General features: G+C 62.5%; 13 protein-coding genes, 1 tRNA gene and 1 pseudogene. 10 read left to right on the forward strand and 5 right to left on the reverse strand.

The window, feature by feature from the left end:
- The first annotated feature begins 8 nt into the window (after nucleotides 1-8).
- From IPV69_RS15100 to IPV69_RS15115, 4 genes are all read left to right on the forward strand, one after another.
- Nucleotides 9-314 carry a hypothetical protein gene (locus tag IPV69_RS15100; RefSeq protein ID WP_206290521.1) on the forward strand — a complete coding sequence of 102 codons (306 nt, stop codon included), beginning with the start codon at nucleotides 9-11 and terminating at the stop codon, nucleotides 312-314.
- 147 nt (nucleotides 315-461) lie between these two features.
- The gene (locus tag IPV69_RS15105; protein ID WP_206290522.1) at nucleotides 462-704 is read left to right on the forward strand and encodes a DUF3311 domain-containing protein; all 243 of its coding nucleotides are present in this window, start codon (nucleotides 462-464) and stop codon (nucleotides 702-704) included.
- On the forward strand, nucleotides 701-2,365 hold the full coding sequence (locus IPV69_RS15110; RefSeq protein WP_206290523.1) for a sodium:solute symporter family protein: 1,665 nt from the start codon (nucleotides 701-703) through the stop codon (nucleotides 2,363-2,365). The genes IPV69_RS15105 and IPV69_RS15110 overlap by 4 nt, the downstream gene beginning before the upstream one ends.
- Nucleotides 2,366-2,579: 214 nt before the next feature.
- Complete coding sequence (locus IPV69_RS15115; protein ID WP_206290524.1) at nucleotides 2,580-2,828, forward strand: hypothetical protein; 249 nt, start codon at nucleotides 2,580-2,582, stop codon at nucleotides 2,826-2,828.
- Nucleotides 2,829-3,115: 287 nt separating this feature from the next.
- On the opposite strand, the gene IPV69_RS15120 is transcribed toward IPV69_RS15115, so the two are convergent.
- Nucleotides 3,116-5,443, reverse strand: coding sequence for a hypothetical protein (locus IPV69_RS15120; RefSeq protein WP_206290525.1), 2,328 nt, complete (start codon nucleotides 5,441-5,443; stop codon nucleotides 3,116-3,118).
- A 463-nt stretch (nucleotides 5,444-5,906) separates the two neighbouring features.
- Between IPV69_RS15120 and IPV69_RS27960 the strand changes: the two are divergent.
- Nucleotides 5,907-6,748, forward strand: a pseudogene (locus IPV69_RS27960) (IS5 family transposase).
- A 260-nt stretch (nucleotides 6,749-7,008) separates the two neighbouring features.
- Here IPV69_RS27960 and IPV69_RS15130 read toward each other — a convergent pair.
- Nucleotides 7,009-7,080, reverse strand: a tRNA-Gly gene (locus tag IPV69_RS15130).
- 198 nt (nucleotides 7,081-7,278) lie between these two features.
- Between IPV69_RS15130 and IPV69_RS15135 the strand changes: the two genes are divergently transcribed.
- Nucleotides 7,279-8,439 (forward strand): DNA polymerase IV, encoded by a 1,161-nt coding sequence (locus IPV69_RS15135; RefSeq protein ID WP_206290527.1) that lies wholly within the window; start codon nucleotides 7,279-7,281, stop codon nucleotides 8,437-8,439.
- A gap of 72 nt (nucleotides 8,440-8,511) precedes the next feature.
- Here the strand turns inward: IPV69_RS15135 and IPV69_RS15140 are convergent, their stop codons facing one another.
- Complete coding sequence (locus tag IPV69_RS15140) at nucleotides 8,512-10,176, reverse strand: GH39 family glycosyl hydrolase (RefSeq protein ID WP_206290528.1); 1,665 nt, start codon at nucleotides 10,174-10,176, stop codon at nucleotides 8,512-8,514.
- Between the two features lie 46 nt (nucleotides 10,177-10,222).
- Nucleotides 10,223-10,459 (reverse strand): SGNH/GDSL hydrolase family protein, encoded by a 237-nt coding sequence (locus tag IPV69_RS15145; protein WP_206290529.1) that lies wholly within the window; start codon nucleotides 10,457-10,459, stop codon nucleotides 10,223-10,225.
- 387 nt (nucleotides 10,460-10,846) lie between these two features.
- Here IPV69_RS15145 and IPV69_RS15150 point away from each other — a divergent pair, with 387 nt between their 5' ends.
- Nucleotides 10,847-11,236 (forward strand): hypothetical protein, encoded by a 390-nt coding sequence (locus IPV69_RS15150; RefSeq protein WP_206290530.1) that lies wholly within the window; start codon nucleotides 10,847-10,849, stop codon nucleotides 11,234-11,236.
- 43 nt (nucleotides 11,237-11,279) lie between these two features.
- Nucleotides 11,280-12,413, forward strand: a complete 1,134-nt coding sequence (locus IPV69_RS15155; RefSeq protein WP_206290531.1) for a helix-turn-helix domain-containing protein — start codon at nucleotides 11,280-11,282, stop codon at nucleotides 12,411-12,413.
- Nucleotides 12,414-12,607: 194 nt separating this feature from the next.
- Here IPV69_RS15155 and IPV69_RS15160 read toward each other — a convergent pair whose 3' ends face one another.
- On the reverse strand, nucleotides 12,608-13,309 hold the full coding sequence (locus tag IPV69_RS15160; RefSeq protein WP_206290532.1) for a DUF1588 domain-containing protein: 702 nt from the start codon (nucleotides 13,307-13,309) through the stop codon (nucleotides 12,608-12,610).
- Here IPV69_RS15160 and IPV69_RS15165 point away from each other — a divergent pair.
- Nucleotides 13,254-15,494, forward strand: coding sequence for a tetratricopeptide repeat protein (locus IPV69_RS15165; RefSeq protein WP_206290533.1), 2,241 nt, complete (start codon nucleotides 13,254-13,256; stop codon nucleotides 15,492-15,494). The two genes, IPV69_RS15160 and IPV69_RS15165, sit on opposite strands and share 56 nt — an antisense overlap.
- 100 nt (nucleotides 15,495-15,594) lie before the next feature.
- Nucleotides 15,595-17,814 carry an ankyrin repeat domain-containing protein gene (locus IPV69_RS15170; RefSeq protein ID WP_206290534.1) on the forward strand — a complete coding sequence of 740 codons (2,220 nt, stop codon included), beginning with the start codon at nucleotides 15,595-15,597 and terminating at the stop codon, nucleotides 17,812-17,814.
- The last annotated feature ends 60 nt before the right edge of the window (nucleotides 17,815-17,874 follow it).

Raw genomic sequence — 17,874 nt, forward strand, 5'->3', positions numbered from 1 at the left:
GCGCGTCTTTGACGACGATTATCGGCGCGGGGGCGATGCCTGCATCGGTGACGATGAAGTCGGCGGCTTGGAGCGACGCAAGAGTGCATCCCAATATGACAAGCGAGAGGAGAGTGATTTTCATGATTCTTCAGACCTGGTTACTTGATTTCGATCTTCCCAAACTTCTCCGGCACGTGCCAGCCGGCCCTCGTCGGAGAGAACGCTTGCAGCTCGGGTTTCTTGAAGTCGAGGGCGCGTTGGCGGCCTACGTTGAAACACCATGGAGCTTGCGCGGTGTGCTTCGCACCTGCGACGCGATGGCGTGGATCTGAATTGGCTTCGACTTCGCCGACGACTGGGATTCGCACTGTCTGTTATCGCCGGTTGCGTGCATTTCATCTTCTGTCTAGGCTTCTTCGTCGCTCTCTGCCTCGGCGGATCTGAGGTCTGGCAACGCCTCTTCAACTGACCGAATACTTATGAAGAAAACCATCCTCCTCACCCTGCTGATCACCGTGGTCTATGTGCTCCACCATGATTTCTGGAACTGGAAGAAGGTTGAGCCGCTGGTGCTCGGCTTCCTTCCCATCGGCCTCGCCTACCACGTGGCCTACTCAATCGTGGCGGCGATAACGATGGCCCTGCTTGTGCGTTGCGCCTGGCCAAAGCATCTCGACGAGGATGAACAGTCCAAGCCGGAAATCAGGAGGGACGCGAAATGATCCCCGCTATCATCGTTGCTGTTTATCTCTGCGTCGTCCTTTACATCGGCATCTTCGCCTTTCGCAAGGGCAGCGGTTCGCGAGATGATTTCTTTGTCGCGGGACGCTCCCTCGGCCCCTACGTCTTCCTGCTCGCCATCTTCGGCACGAACATGACGGCGTTCGCCATCCTCGGTAGCTCGGGCCTCTCGTATCAGCGTGGCATCGGTGTTTACGGACTGATGGCCTCGGCGTCTGGATTGGTCATTCCACTTTGCCTGTTCTTCATTGGCACTCGCCTGTGGACGTTGGGCAAAAAGTTTGGCCACGTCACCCAGGTGCAATACTTCCGCGACCGCTGGGAATGCTCGCACATCGGCACCGCCATCTTCGCGCTCACCGCCACGATGCTGGTGCCCTACATCATCATCGGCGTGATGGGTGGAGGCCACACGCTCGAAGCGCTCACCACCGTCATGGGAGCGGACGGGAAACCGGTCTTACACGAGGTTCTGCGCGATGGCCGGACAGTGCTGGAGACGAAACACTGGGTGAGCTACGAGGTCGGCGGTGCCATCGTCGCGCTTGTGGTGATGAGCTACGTCTTCTTCGGCGGCATGAGAGGCACGGCGTGGGTGAACATGTTTCAAACTATTCTCTTCCTTGGCTTCGGCACGATCGCCTTCGTTCTCATCTCCAAAAATCTCGGCGGCTTCGACCGCATCATGGCCGAACTGGCCGCCGACCCGAAGACCGCGCCGTTGCTCACGCGCCAACGCATCCCGGTCGAGGAGTTCTTCAGCTACACGCTGATCCCGCTTTCGGCCATCATGTTCCCGCACATCGCCATCATGTGCATGACGGCGGAGAAAGTTTCGTCGTTTAAGAAGACGGTCATCTTCTACCCCATTTGCATCGCGCTCATCTGGCTGCCGTGCGTGGTCCTCGGGGTGGTGGCCGCGCACCAGTTTCCCGGCCTGAAAATCGGCGAGGCCGACGATGTCATCTTGCGCCTGCTCACCCAGAACACCGACGCCCTCCTCGCCGGCGTGCTCGGCGCGGCCATCATGGCCTGCGTCATGGCGTCGGACTCTCAGATTCTCGCCCTCTGTACCATGTTCTCGCAGGACGTGTTCGCGCACTACGGCGGTGGAACGCGGTTTGGTGAAAAGGCGCAGGTTTGGACCGGCCGAATCTTCGTGATCATCATCACGACGCTGGCCTACTTCATCGGTCTGCATTTGGAGGATAAGGCCGGCATCTTCGAACTCGCCATCCGCTTCGCCTTCTCCGGTTTCGCCGCGCTCGCGCCGGTGATGCTCGCCGCGCTCTTCTGGAAACGCAGCACCAAGTGGGGTGCGCTCGCCGCCACGCTCTGGGTCGCGTTCGCGATGGTGGGAACCTGGTGGCTCTACGAAAGCACGGTCAGCGTCGCCCCGAAGCCGGGCCAGCCTTTCGTGCCCATCTTCCCCGCGCTCGGCGACTTGCTCCTGCGCAGCCCGAGTAATGTCCTCGTGTTCGGCTACCTGCCCGTGCTGCCGATGGTGCTAGGCTCGGCCTTTTTCATGGTGGTCGGCTCGCTGTTCTCCAAAGCCCCAAGCCGGGCGACGTTGGAGAAATATTTCCCCGCCCATCCTGAAACCGCCATGACTGCTCCAAAGGCGGCCAGCCAAAGCCACTGATGGAAGTTCTCGTAACCCACACCCCCAGTCTCGTCCAGCCTCGCCAACGCGGAATCAAATTTCCTATCAGTCGATAAGGCTGTGAAGTCAACCATGTCCCCCTCGCGCTGAAATGCCTTCCATGCTTCGCGGGTCGTGCCACCGGCAGTGGCTGGCTACTGGCTCCGCCGGTTGAGCTGAACGGCACGGCCTTCGAAGCCTTCAAGTCGGCCTGTTGTTCAAGGAGATCGATGGACTGATGTCTTTTCACGATCCGGAACGAGACGCCGTCCGAAGCGCGTTGGGTCATTACGAACCAGTACGCGCGCTCAACATCCGGCAGCGGCACGCCGAGCCGCAATGGCCGACCGTCGCAGGCGTTGTCGCGGGGAAGCTGACCGATCCCGTCGGTGTACCGCAACTCAACCAGGCCACATTCAACGACGCTGCCTTCACATTTGGATTTGTGAGAGGTCAGGTGTAATCGAAGTGCGGTTGGCTGCGCCACGAGTTGACGACTGACTTCGGCCACCACGCTTCAATGTCGCTCCGAAGCAGGCCCCGCTGTTTGTACGTCTGCGCGATCCAGACCATCTTACGCGGGCGATCCTGCGGGATCTCGGACGGCCACGGATGGTCGTTGTGCCCCCACCAGTCGATCTCCACGCCGATCACGGCCGACTTTCACCAACCGTTCCCAGGGGCGCAGGTACCCGCCCCGACGCCCCACAGGATGCCCGGTCGGTTGCTGCGCGGTAGTCGACCCCGTCATCAGGTCAGGTAGTTCCCGAAATCCTTGCCCGACACGATCTGGTTCGTGTCCAGCACGACATCGTAGTAACCCAGCGGCGAGGCACCGACCGGCTTGGTTCGGGTCCAACCTTTCTGGACGACCTCGTACACCCTGAACGTCCCTGCCGGCAGGGCGGCGAGCTTGTAGGTTCCGGTGCTGCTGGTGAACGTGTTGATCTCGCCGGCGTCGAAGACGCCGTTCTTGTTCTGGTCAACAAAGATGCGCCAGTTGGCCAGCCCGGGTTCTGAGCTCTGACGGACCCCATCCCGATTCGTGTCGCGGAAGACGGTACCCGCAATCGAGGCCCGGGTGAGGTAGGCCGAGAGCGGATACAGGTTCAGATTAACGTCGCGGATCCGATCGGTGAGCGGCTTGTACGGATTGGCATTCTGCGTGAGCGGGTATTGGACGGTCATTAAGCCTTTGTTGGAATTCTGGTTGGTCGGCTCCGGTACGGGGTCTGACAGATCATTGTCGATCAGGGAGATCCACGACGCGCCAACGCCATGGGCACTGCCCAGGACCGACAACATCATCTGCTGGTAGTAAGCGCCCCGGTCTGCCTGGGTCTTGACGGTGTATCCATAACCCGACGTGTTCGCCATGCCCGAGTCAACGCCCTTGGCGTACATGTCGGAGGACACGTAGGCGATGTCAGCTGCCGCGACCGCCGACTCAATGACGTGGCCCGGGGTCATGCTGCTGTAGTAGTTGACTGTCACGAGGTCGAGGTACTTGCGAGCGGCCTTGAAGAGGTATGGTGTCGCGGTATCGCCTCCGAGGAAGCGGCAGCCCACGATGTGGTTCGGGTCATAAGCACGGATCGCCTGACTGGTGATCCGAAAGTAGGTCTCGGCGACGTAAGTCTGGAAGTCTACCCGATCCTGAGCGGTCGGGGTCGACCGGCCACGGGCCGTGAGCCACGCCTGTGCGGCGAGCCGGTTTGGGTCGGTCGCGCCGAGCTTGAAGTAGTTGTCAATCGTGCAGGTCGACCATGGCAGCTCGTTGTCGGTCATGTATCCCACGAGATACGGATCGGACCGCGTGTTGAGTCCGGGGTAGACCTGCGGCAGCACGTTCGACATAAAGGTGCTGCAGTACCCGGGGAACGCTGGGTCAAAGACCGGAATAACGCCGTTGCGGAAGTTGGCATGTCCGAGTCCGAGCGACCCGAATCCACTCCCCATTGCAAAGGTGCTCATTACGTCCAGCAGAAGCGTGTAGTTTGTTTTCTGGCCGGCAACGGCCTGGATGGACGGTGTACCCCAAGGCCCTGCGGAATTGTAGCCGATGTCGCGCAGCCAGCTCCGCACCCAGGTCGCCCAGTTAACATTGCCGACTTTGCCCTCGCCAAACTTCGCGACGAAACTCGCAGAGTTATCGGGAAAGATGCGCGGTCCGATGACCCCGACCGCGTTGTCGAAGTAGAGATTTCCCTCCGGGTCTACCATCCACCACTTCCCGTTGACCTTCGTCGTATAGAAATACCCACTCGCGGCCAGTTTGCGGGTCGTATCACCGCCATACTTGCTCAGTACGGGTGACGCCATTGTGAGTCCGGCCGGCACCGTCTTGACCGAGAAGTTGGTCCAGGGATCTGTCTGCCTTCGCCGTGCCGCAATCGTGATGGTCTTGATCTGCGGGTCTGTGACGAACGCGCCCGTGGCCGAAGACACGGTCGGCGTGATCGCGGGACCGGTGGATGCCGTGGCACTGGTTCCGAGTTCGGCCAACACTGTGCCGTACCGCGCCTCGTCCGCCGTACGATCAAGATCAGAAATGATTCCGTCAGAGTTGAAGTCGAAGCGGGATTGGTAACCGGTTCGCGCTCTTGAAGTGTAGTACGCAGACTTGAAGGCGACCGCGTCGGCCGGCTTGATCGCGCCATCACCGTTGGCGTCGCCGAACAGACGGGACAGTTGGAACGCGTAGTCTCCGCCTGCGGTTCCGTTCCGATCGCCGTCGAGCGGTCGGCCGGAGATGTCGGTGATTCCCGCGTCGTCCAGCTTCGCCTGGTATCTGCCGTCGGGCAGCGATCCCCCGACGAAGGATGGGAACGTCCAGATCGCCGTCTTGGCGGCGGCGTCATATCTGACGCGAAGGTTGGCCGGATTCACGGCCGACCCATAAGTCAGATTCCAAAGGGACAGCGACGTGACCTTGACGGTAACCGCCGCGCTGAAGCGGGCTTCGATCGACGTCAGCATGGATTTCGCGCCGGCGACGCTTGCACCACCGGACAGGGTCACTCCGGCAACCGTAGCCAGCGGCAGTGCCGCTGCACTGACGGCGCCTGTGGTTTGCAAGGCGACCGCCGAACTGCTGAGGAAGAGTCGATCTTCTAAGGTCTCGATCCACGGCAGTCGATAACTCAATTCAATCGCGGAAAGTGATGCGGGGCACCCTTGGCGATGACATGATTGGGCGAGCATGACAACCTCCCGAAACCGGAGGCAGCGGCAGACGCAATTCCCTGCCTCTTGGTCCTGAACGCATCATAGAAGCGGGCCGAGGCGGCGTAGGATCGGGCAATTGTGGTGTTGTGAACTAGGTTCAAGACCTACGGGTGGGAGCGGGGCATGGAACCCCGGCACCGATCGAACGGATAGGAAGCTTGATTCCGCGGTGGCGTCGATGCTCCCGCACCAGGCTGGCCCGGTGGAGGGGACCCGCAACGTACTAGGCTCTGTCTAATGGATGCCAAGTTCGGCGCTCGTTAGGAATTGCGCTTTCTATTATTGCATGCCATGCTGCCTCCACACGGAGGTTCTGATGGCTCGCTACGAAATCACGGACGATCAATGGGCCCTTCTCAAGGACCTGTTTCCCAGGCAGGCTCGCGGCGGCAAGTGGCTCAATCATCGCACCGTCCTCAACGGCATGCTCTGGATTCTCCGCTCGGGCGCTCCTTGGCGTGACCTGCCCGAACGCTACGGCAAGTTCGGAACGGTCAACCAACGCTTCAACCGCTGGCGTCGCGACGGCACCTTCGACAAGATCCTCAAGGCCCTTCAGATCCGACTGGACAAGGCCGGCAAGATCGACTGGGACCTGTGGCTGGTCGACGGCACGAACATCCGCGCCGGCCGGGCCGCGGCCGGTGCTCGCAAAAAAAGCACCCGCTCGACACCCTCGAACCCGACGACCACCATTTGGGCCGCAGCCGCGGCGGATGGGGATCGAAACTCCACCTGGTTACTGACGGCAAGGGCCTTATCCTCGGAGCCACCCTCACGGCCGGTCAGACGCACGAATCGACGCAACTCCACAACCTGATCCACAGTGTCCGCAGACCTCGTCGGATCGGCTGGCCCGATCAACTGGCAGGCGACAAGGGATACAGCTACGAATCAACTCGCGAGTTCCTCAAAGACTGCGGCATCGAGCCGGTCATCCCGCGAAAGAGCAACCAGAAACGCCCCATAGGCGAACGTTTCGACAAGAAAACCTACCGGAAACGATCCCGCATCGAGCAGGCCGTGGGCTGATTGAAAGAGTGCCGGAGACTGGCCACCCGGTACGAAAAGCTCGGACTAAGCTTCCTTGGCTTCGTAAAACTCGGAATCATGCTGAAATACTTGAGGATTCTGGGTCCATTAGACAGAGCCTAGTGGCAGACAGTGTTGATGCCATTCAGAGCCGTCGCGTGGCTGTGAGCGGTGATTCTTCGCGAACTCCTGCATACCGCCATAAACGACGGCCTGGCCCCTGGCTTTGCGCTATCGATATCGAGGAACGCGATGCTTGAGGCGGGGGATGGTGGGCACTCCGATGTGCCAAACCCGTATTACGGGTATGTGCTTGAGGGTTCGTGCCGTACTGCCCACGTGGGCAGGTAGGCTAGATCAGCGACCGGCGTGATTTACATTTAAGCGGGCGAAGGGGTCGAACCCTCAACCTGAAGCTTGGAAGGCTTCTGCTCTGCCAATTGAGCTACACCCGCAACACGATGCGACTGGCGTAGATTATGCCGTCAGCCTGCGGAGGTCAACGATCGCCTCGACCTGCGATGGCATGCCGGCAATCCGCGGCTCACGTCGAGCCGCGCGACAGGGGGATCGTCTCGCAATAATCGCGGCGACCTGACTTTTCCCTACCCCGTAACGGTGAGTCGCCGGTGGCTGGGAGGTATAATCGCGGCGTGTCGCCCGATCGTCATATCCTTCACGTCGACATGGACGCCTTCTTCGCGTCGGTCGAACAGCTGGATCGGCCCGAGCTTCGCGGAAAGCCGGTGCTGGTCGGCGGTACCGGGCCACGGGGCGTGATCTCGGCCGCGTCCTATGAGGCCCGCGTTTTTGGCTGCCGGTCGGCCCAGCCCACTGCCGTCGCACGGCGGCTGTGCCCGCAGGCTATCGTCGTTCATGGCAACTACGCCCGCTACCGGGAGATCTCGCAGCAGGTGTTCGCGCTGTTCCAGGACGTCACGCCGATCATTCAGCCGTTGAGCATCGACGAGGCCTTTCTTGACGTCACGGGTTCGATCGCGCTTCTCGGCGATCCCGTCACTATCGCCACCAACCTGCGCCGGCGAATTCATCAGACCACCGGCGTGACGGCGTCCGTTGGTGTGGCACCCAATAAGTTCCTCGCCAAGCTCGCCAGCGACATGAACAAGCCCGACGGCATGATGGTCATCCGGCCGGACGACATCGAACGGGTGCTCGCACCGCTGCCCGTCAGCCGGATCTTTGGCGTCGGCCCCGTCGCCGAGAAGCGATTGGCGGGGATCGGTATCCGCACCTTCAGCGACCTGCGGCGGATGGATGCCGACGTACTCGCACGCCGCATCGGCCAGGACGAAGCCGATCGATACAAGCGGCTGGCGTGGGGCATCGACGATCGCCCGGTGGTGCCCGATCGAGAGGCCAAGAGCATCGGGCAGGAAGAAACTTTTGGTCACGACCTGACCGACGCTGACGCCGTTCGCACGGTATTGCTCGGACAGGCCGAAGAAGTGAGCCGGCGGGTGCGACGACACGGACTGTTTGCTCGTGGCGTGGTGGTGAAGATCCGCTTCGGCGACTTTCAGACGATTACCCGCCGAACGACACTCGCCAAACCGTCCGATGCGACCGCCGAGCTCTGGGAGGCGGCGCGTACTCTGTTTGATGACTGGGCGGGTAAGTCCTTTCAGCCGGTGCGTCTGATCGGGATGTCGGCGACCGATTTCGGCAACGCCGATGCCCAACTCGACCTGTTCGCCACCGGCATCGACGAAAAGCGACGTCGGCTCGACGCGGCGGTCGACCGCATCAAGGCAAAGTTCGGCAGCAAAGGCGTTCGACGGTCGGGTGTGTGAACGGATGTAGCCGACGGAGGCGCGCTGAACACGTGAGGGTGAGCCGAGTTCAAGAAGCGCTCTCGATGCTGCTCAAGGCCATTCTAACTCGATGAGTGTCACTCCTTGGCGAGCAAGAGTGAACTTCATTTCACAACGTCCACCGACGGCTCTCACTTCGGATTTCTCGCTCGCCGGGGCAAGCTGGCTGGCTTTCTCCAACTCACGAATCTGAACGGCGGTCGGGGACCGCGGTGAACCCATTGCACGCCAGGCGTGGAAGGAATTTGAGTGCGTCTCGTCGATGAGCGTGCGAGTGATCTTCGGGTTCCCGGCGGGCACGCCGTTTATGTCGAGCGTGATCGCAGCGTCGGCTCCCGCGACGTCGTCGTCATGATAGTGCCACGCGAGAATGGTGATGCGTTTGCCGTCGCGGGCGGCGAGCGCGGACACGTCGGGCTTTCCGCGGACGCCGGTCTTCACGAGTTCGTCGAGCGGCACCGCGCCATCGCTTTGCACTCCAAGCCGCTGGCCGTTCATGCGGGAGAACATGCGGAAGACGTTCAGCACTGGCTTGGCGATGCCGTTGGTGGCGAGCGAGCGGAACCCGGCAAAGTATGGCTGACCTTCAAACTCGAAGGACCATGTGAGTGCGCCTTCGAGGTTGACGCCGTGCTTCTCGGCGAGGTCAAGCTTTCGAGGGAAGGTGGCGGCGGTATAGCTTGAGTACAGGGTGCCGTTCCGATACGCGCGGTCCGGCCCCGTGCAGGCTGCGCAGCCGTCCGGATCGGACTCGCCGATAACGACGGGCGTGCCCTTGAGCTCGGGAAACTTTGCGATCACCTCGAAGGCATCGTTGATCTCGCCAAGCTGGTTCGAGAGGCCCATCCGAACGTGGCCATCGACCCGGGACGGCTTGCCCTTCGCGTGGAAGGAAATGAAATCCAGTGGCGTGCCGCGCTCCTTGCTGGCGCGGTTCGTGCCTTTGAGACAGTGATTCAGAAAGCTCTCGAGGAAGTCGCCACCCTTGCCGCCCGCCAGATCAGGCCCCCCAACTTTCGCCCGGGGAATGGCGCGGCGCACCGCGCGGATGGCGTGGTCGTGCAGCTTGAAGAACTCCTCTCGCGTGCCCTTCCAATAGTCGATGTTCGACTCATTCCAGGTCTGCCAGTACCAGTGCAGCACTTCCTCTTCGCCGTACCGGGCCAGGCAATGCTTCGCCCATTGATAGACCAGCTCCTCCCACTTTGCGTAATCCTTGGGCGGATAGGCCCAGCCGCCGAATAGTTCTTCGTACTTCGATTTCGGGAACTGATGCCGATAAGGCTCCGGCTTCACCGAGAGAGCCTGTGGCATGAATCCGATCTGCACATAAGGCCGAACGCCGTTGTCGCGATACGCATCAAAGATGCGGTCCACGATCGTCCAGTCATACACGGGGTTGCCCGCCGCATCCTCGGTGTAGGCATTGGTCGAGCCCCACTTCAATCCGTGTTCTCCCTTGCCCGTGACGAGCAGGCTGTGCGTGCGGAAGAAGACCTCGTTCTTCTTCAAAGCGCCGAGTTCGCCAAGCAGGTCGCGGCCATGCGGCATGTAGGCGTAGTTCGGCTCATCCGCACCGAAGAAACGCCAGATTGGCTTGAGCGGACCACCCTGCTGCGTGGCATCCACTTCGATGTGGACAGGGAGTGATTGTGCATCAACGGAGGCGCTGGAAGTGAGCAGCAGGGCCGCGAGGAGCACAAGGGTGTATCGCATATTGTTGGATCGAGGGTTGGAGGTTCGGCCCCATTCTACTGTGATTTCAGGTGCTACTCTTGCTCCCGCCTCGGGGCCGGTGGTTCGGCCTTGGGGCCTGGCGCGGCAGAGGTCGACTTCGTCCGCTTTGCCGGCAGCAGGCCTCGATCAGGGGCTTGAGCCTGGCCGCGTAGGCGTCGTGGCCCGCCGGCGAAAGATGGATGTTGTCGGGCGTGAAGAGGTCCTTCTTGAGCGACCCGTCGGCGTTGGCGAAGTCGGCCGCGAGGTCGAGCGTGCGAACCATTCGTCCCGATCGAGCTTCAAAGCGTCGATTGCGGCGTTGGACTTCTGGATTTCGTCGTAGAACGGCCCGCCGGGCACGTGGGCCGGGAGGATCCCCCGTCACCGACGTCCCCCGTCGATCGAATGCACTCGACAGGAGTCGAACCTGTAACCCTCGGTTCCGAAGTCCGATCCAGAATACCCGAACACCTCTGTTTACCCGAGAAATTGAAGCGGTAACCGACCTTCGGTCACCTATTGAAACCCTAACAGGCGGGCGACTGGTTGTCGCCGACAACCGGACTAGGGGCGAACAGCCTACGCACCATACCCGTGGGGTCGGGTCTCTTTCAACTGCTATCAAACGAAGCTGCGTCGGTCACCCCGAAGCCGGCGGGGAGGGGGCGGCGTGAAAGAGCGAAAGAAGATCCCCAAGCAAAAGGTATCGACTTCGCGCAAGGGCGATCCGCAGGCGGCCAGCCGCGGTGCGTCCGTCGCGCGGGCCAGGGCCGAACTGGGGGACGCGATCGATCGGCGATTGAATCTGGACATCGAGGCGATGGAACTCGCCCTGCTCGCGCGGGCGATCGGCGTGTCGACGTCTCAGATGCGCGCGTCTGAAGACTGCCAGCCTGGCGGAGCTCGAAGCGTGGACGCGTCTGGTCGAGCAGCGGGCGAAGGGGGTCGCGTGAGCCTGAAGCTTTCTCAGAAGTTGCGGCGGCGGCGGGGCGGCTCACGAGCCAGGTCCCCACTGGTGGTCGTGAGCGAGCCCGACCCGCTGCGCTGGGACGACGCGTGACGAGAGGGATCCGGGGAAGGGACGCGAACGGAACGGCGAGAAGATGTCAGGTCGACGCGGACATTTTGGAAGGTTCGATGCGCTGGCTGAGAACGGCTGGCTGGGCGTCCTGACGGGTCAGGAGCTGGCGCTGTGGTGCGCGTACGAAAAGCATGCGGACGCCGACGGCGTGGCGTACCCGAAGGGCGCGACGCTGGCGGGCATGCTTGGGCACGTCAACACCAATCACGTCGGCCGGCTGCGGCGGGCGTTGGTGGCGTACGGGCTGTTGGAGGTGATCGAGCCAGGCGGCGGTAGCGGCAATGCGTGCCGGGTTCGGGTGCTGATGCCGGGGCAGGCGGAGGGCGCGCGGGCAGGTGATCGGGCGGGTGATCGGGCCGGCAAGCATGCGTCCGGGAAACACTCCCGGAATGGGAGTGATTGTGACGGGTCTAAAGACTCCCGGATCGGGAGTGTTCGCGGCGACAAACACTCCCAAATCGGGAGGGCAAACACTCCCGATTCTGGTGGAAAAACACTCCCAATCCGGGAGATCGCTCATAGAGAAGAAGAGCCCAATGAAGAGCCCAATGAAGAAATAACGGCGGCGAACCGCGCACCGGGTGTTCGGAGGGGGCCCGTGGCGGTGGGCATTTCCGTCGCCGCAGTTGAGAGGCTGGAGGCGGAGGCAGAGGCGATCCTGGACGCGGCGGGGTTTCCGCCGGACGACGCGATCCGCCGGCACCCGAACGCCGAGCTGCCGTTGCTTCGGGAGCTGGCGGCGGACGTCGAGTTCCTGCGGCCGCTGGGGCAGGTGGCGAACGTTCGGGCGTACTTCGCGCAGGGCATCCGCGAGCGGTGGGGGCCGAACACGCGGCGGGTGCAGGCTGAGATGGCCGCTGCGGCGTCCAAGGCGGTCGAGCAGCGGCGTGCGGCGCTGGCGGTGGCCGAGGCGGCGCAGCGGAGCCGAGCGACGGAGCAGGCGAACGACCTGGCGGCGCGAGAACGGCGGGAGCGGGAGGCGATCGAGGCGGTGCCGGCCGATCGGCTGGCGGAACTGGTGGAGGCGGTGCTGGAGGCCAACCCGGACCGGCGGTCGTTCTGGGCGAAGAAGCATCCGATGCAGAGCCCAGGGCTGAGGGCGGAAGTTCTGAAGTTGTTGACGATGCAGCAGACGGAGGTCGCATGCTCGACGTGACGGCCGACTTTCAGCGCGGTTGTGGGTACCGAAGCCAAGGGCCACACAGCAACGTTGTCACAGCCGTCGTCACAGCCATTTTCGGCATGTGCCTAGAGTGAACATTTCCTACAAAGTGCCGACTCTGAATGCTTCAGTGTTTCCCACCGACAGGCACACCGGTCAGCGGGGGCGTGACACTCCGACTCAGGCATTCAGTTCTTCCCGAAGGACTCGCTGAGTACCACGGCGCGGACGAGATCCTTGAATCCGCCTTTGTTGGCCGAGAGGTTTTTCATGATGCCGTCGATCACGGCGCGGTCGGCGAACTCGGGCGTCCGGCCCAGGGCGTAGGTCATGAGTTTCTCCGTGAGTGAGCGGGTGAATTGCTCGTGCCGCGCGATGAGCAGGCTGCGGAAGTCGGCTATGCCGGTGAACTTCTCGCCGGTGGGCAGCTCGCCGCTGGGATCGATCTTCTGCTCTTTCGAATAGTTCGCGCGCCAGCCGCCGATGGCGTTGAAGTTTTCCAGGGCGAAGCCAAAGGGATCGACCTTCCGATGACACGCGGCGCAGGTTTCGATCGTGCGATGCTTGGCGAGCTGCTCGCGGATATTGGTGGCTCCGCTGGCATCGGGTTCGATGAGAGGCACGTCGGGCGGTGGCGGTGGCGGCGTGTAGCCGAGGATCTTCTGCTGCACGTAAACACCCCGCACGACGGGCGAAGTGTCCACGCCATTGGCCGAGGCGGTGAGGAACGAGGCCTGGGTGAGTAGGCCGCCTCGCTGGCCTTTAGGCAGCGACACTTGGCGAAGTTGCACACCCTCCACTGGTGGCAGGCCGTAATGCAGCGCGAGTTCGCGATTGATCAAGGAGCAGGAGGCGCCGCGCCCCAGCGTCCGGCTGACCACCTCTGGCACGCTTAACAAGGTCGCCGCGGCCTGCCAAACTGAGGCTGAACGGCTTCCGCAACTACTTCAGGGGGAACTCGACTGGATCGTGATGAAGTGCCTGGAGAAGGACCGTACCCGGCGGTACGAGACAGCCAACGGCCTGGCCCGCGATGTCGAGCGATACCTGCACGATGAGCCTGTTGAGGCTTGCCCGCCGTCAGTGATATACCGGCTCCGCAAAGCTGCGAGGAAACATCGTCGGCTTCTGACGGCTACCGCATGTTTCGCCGGATTGCTGGTGGCTGCTGCCGCGGTCAGCACTGTCCTGGCGACGTGGGCGATGCGATCCGAGGCCGCTGCGACGGCGGCCCGGGAGCACGCCGAATCCGCCCTTAACCGCGAGACGGCGGCGCACGCTGACGCCGAGGCGGCGCGGGCCAAGGCGGAGACCTACGCCGATCGCCTCAGCCGCGCAACCCGCTTCGCTTCGGACGGTATTGGCAGCTACTACCGCGGGAACTGGACCGAAGCGAACGACCGATTTGCCCAGGCCGTTCAGGCCCAGCCGGATCTCTTCATCACCTACATGTATCGCGGCCCGATGTATGCGAAGCTCGGCCTCTGGGACCGCGCCGCTGAGGATTACGACCATCGCGTACAACTCTCGATGGGGGCCAATCCGCAGGCGTATTTCGAGCACGCCGTGCTGAAGCGATATCTCGGCGATGAGGCGGGTTATCGACGGATTTGCCAGGAGATGAGCCGGCAGCACGGCGGGTCGTCATCGTCGGACGACCAGCAACTCATTCTCCGCGCCTGCACGCTCTCATCCAACACGGTCGGCGACGCCCAGGCGCTTGCCCGTCGCGGGGAGGGGACGATTTCGTCGTCATACCGCCCATGGACACTGAGCCACGCCGGCGTCGCACACCTTCGGGCTGGCAACCTCGATCAGGCCGTGGCCCGCCTCAACGAAGCGATGGAGAAAGGGGCCAATTCGCCCGGCGGAGTCCACCGGTTCAGCCAGTTCCCGCTCGCGATCACACTCTTCCGCCAGGGGAAAGTCCCCGAGGCGCAAAGCGCTCTGGCCAAGGGGAAGCAGGCGATCGAGGAATGGACGCAGGCGATGGTCCGCAACCCGTCGGGCACGATGCCGATTTCGTGGTCAGATTGGCTCGAATGCAACATATTTTGCCGTGAGGCCGAGGAACTGATGAACGGCGCTGTTCCCCCGGAAGATCCGCGGCTGATCGCGGTGTACGAGCGGGCACTGGCGACGATCACCACCGGTGACGCGTCCACTTTTATGGAGTCGGGGAGAAAGCATCTCGCCAGCAAAGCTTGGAACGAGGCCGCCGCCGACTTTGCCCGCGCCTTGGAACAGTTGCCCTACGGCGGGCGCATCGCTCTTAACGAAGGGCGGATGACTCTGGAGACGGTGCGGCAGCCCGAGGTTTTCGATAGGCTGGTGCAGCTCCGCCCGAATGATTGGCGCCTGTTTGGGGCGCGCGGCCGTCTGTTCGCCATTGGGCGCAAATGGGACTTGGCGGAAGCCGAATACGCCCGAACGCTGCAACTGCAGGAAACCGCGTTCGCGGCCGACGGCAACTCGGCTGATTTGCAGGTGCTGCGCGCCCGTGCCGCCGTGACGCAGGAACTGGCCTGCCTCCGTCTGCTGAGAGGTGATCAGGCGGGGTATCTCACGCTTTGCAGTACCGCTGTGCATGAGCATCAAAAAACCGAAGATGCAGTGACACTGAGCTTGGCATGCCGAACGGTCGTTCAAGGTCCGGGCGGCACCAGTGAGTCGTTGTCGCAGGCGATCCGTCTGGGCGAGCTTGCGGTTGCCAAATCGCCGGACGCGGCGTGGAACCACTATGCCGTGGCATTGGCGTACTGCCGGGCCGGACGGGATGCAGACGCGATCAAGCGGCTCGAAGAGTCGCTGCGTATGCACCCGGCGTGGATCGGGCGCGGTCAGAACTATGCACTGCTGGCCATCGCCTGCGCGCACCTGAATCGGAACACCGAGGCGAGCGACTGGCTCCGCCGCGCCCAGGCTCTCGGCGAAGAAATCGACGCCAGGTACGCGAAGACTGCGTTCGGCTACGCATCGACGGAGTACTTGGGGGACTGGCTCAGCCTGCAGGTTTTGCTTCGCGAGGCGGATTCGCTCGTGAACCAGGCCGCCGGTCCATCCGACGCCAAGTAAACGCCCGCAAACATTTCTCCTGTCCGCATTGACCTGCTTCCCTTCTCTCAGCCTCATGGAGGTTTCTATGTCCTTTGGACGATCTGCTGCATTTCTCGCTATGACGACCTGTTTCCTGCAGACAGGCATGGCGAAGGATGCCGCCAGTGTCGATTTCGCGCGCGACGTTCAGCCGCTACTCCAGGCCCACTGCATCGAATGCCATGGACCGAAGAAGCAGAAGAACGGATTCCGCCTCGACCGGCGCAGCGACGCTTTCAAGGGCGGAACGGCCGCGATGATCGGCCGCGGGAACGCCGACGCCAGCCGTTTGTACCTGCGGGTGAGCGGCGCCGGGCAAGATAAGCAGATGCCGCCGGACGGGCCGCTGAGCGCCGAGCAAATCAGCATCGTCAAGAGGTGGATCGACCAGGGCGCCGACTGGCCGGACGCGCTGTCCGGCGAGACGCCACCGCCGCCGGCTGATCCGAAAGCCACGCAAATCATGGAAGCCTTGCGCAGCGGTGACACGGAAACGTTTCGAAAACTGCTGCGGGAAAATCCCGACGCTGCCAAGCGATTGGGAGCCAGCGGATTAACGCCGTTGGCGTACGCGGTCGTTTACGGTGACGTCGACGCGGTCAAGCTTTTGCTGCAGGCCGGGGCCGACGTCAACGCGCGGAGCGAAACCGGCGCGACGGCGTTGATGTTCGCCGCCGACAACCTGGAGAAATCCCGGCTCCTGCTGGAGGCCGGCGCGGACCTGAAAGCGCGGTCGGCCGATGGACGTACGCCGCTGCTCGTGGCGTGCAGCTGGTCACAAACTTACGACGTCATCAAGTTGCTGCTGGATCACGGCGCCAATCCCTCCGACGTCGTGAACAGTTATCGCGGGCCGCTGACGCCATTGCGGCTGGCGGCGGAGAAGGGCGACGGAGCCACGCTGAAGCTCCTGTTGGACCGCGGCGCCGATGCGCGAGCGTTCGGCGGTATCCCTGCCCTGATGGCGGCGACGAGCATCGGTGATGTTCACAGCGCCAAGCTGCTGCAACCGTCGGCCGATCCCCAGGGCATCAAGTTCGCGGCTACGTTCTTTCTCTTGCCGCCGTTTGCTTCGCCGCGTGGAACGAACGATCCGGCCCCGATGCAGCTGATGATCGAAGCCGGTGCCGATATGAAGGCGCACGATCTCGCCGGCCGCACACTCCTGATGCTCGCGGTGACATCGGAAAAAATCTCTGAAGCGACAGTGAAAGCGATGATTCAAGCCGGCGCGGACGTGAGTGCAACGACGCCAGCCGGGATGACCGTGCTCGATTTTGCCCTCCAGCAGGGAAGGACGCCGATCGTTGATCTGCTGGAAAAGGCAGGGGCAAAGCCGGGACACGCCGCCGCTCGGCCGGAGGCGAAGTTTGCTCCCGCCGCTTCCGCCCGCGCCGCCGTGGAGCGCAGCCTGCCTCTATTGCAGAAATCCGACGCGATGTTTCTGCAGAAGTCCGGCTGTGTCTCCTGTCACAACAATTCATTGACCGCGATGACCGTTTCAGAAGCGCGAAAAGCCGGTATTGCAGTCGACGAAAAAATCGCTCAAAACTCGAAGAGCCTGATCGCCGCTGATGTCGAGGTCTGGCGCGAGCGGTCCCTGCAGGCCATGGGGATTCCCGGCGACTCCAACACGATCAATTGGATGCTGCTCGGCCTGGCCTCGGAGAATTACCCCGCCGACGCGTCAACCGATGCGTTTGCCCGCTTTCTGAAGAACGACCAACTGCCCGACGGCCGCTGGCGGCTGGTCGCCGGCCGTCCGCCGATCAACTCCAGCGACATCGCGATAACGGCAATCTGCATGCGTGCCATGCGGGCCTACGCTCCGAAATCCGCGCGACAGGAGTATCTCCAATCCGCTTCCTGCGCGGCGGAATGGATTCGCTCCGCCAAACCCGTCACAACCGACGATCGCGCCTTTCAGCTGCTCGGCCTGAAGTGGGCCGGCGACGCACCGGCGTCACTCAAGCAAGCCGCGCGCGAACTCTTGTCCCAACAGAAAGCCGATGGCGGATGGAGCCAGCTTCCGGCTATGCCCAGCGACGCGTACGCGACAGGATTGGTTCTCGTCGCGCTCAGTGAATCCGGGACGATCACCGTGAACGACGCCGGCTTCCAGCGAGGCATCGAGTTCCTGCGCTCAACGCAGCTTCAAGACGGCTCCTGGCATGTCGCCACCCGGGCCATCGGAATCCAGCCATACTTCGAAAGCGGCTTCCCGCACGGCGGAGATCAATGGATTTCCGCCGCGGCGACCAACTGGGCGACGATGGCGCTGATCCACGCCGTCAGGTGAGCATTCATATTCTCTCCGTAAGCATACACGTGTGTTGAGCTCGGACCGGTTTGTAGCCGG

This window comes from Humisphaera borealis, assembly GCF_015169395.1.
In the GTDB taxonomy this organism is placed as follows: domain Bacteria; phylum Planctomycetota; class Phycisphaerae; order Tepidisphaerales; family Tepidisphaeraceae; genus Humisphaera; species Humisphaera borealis.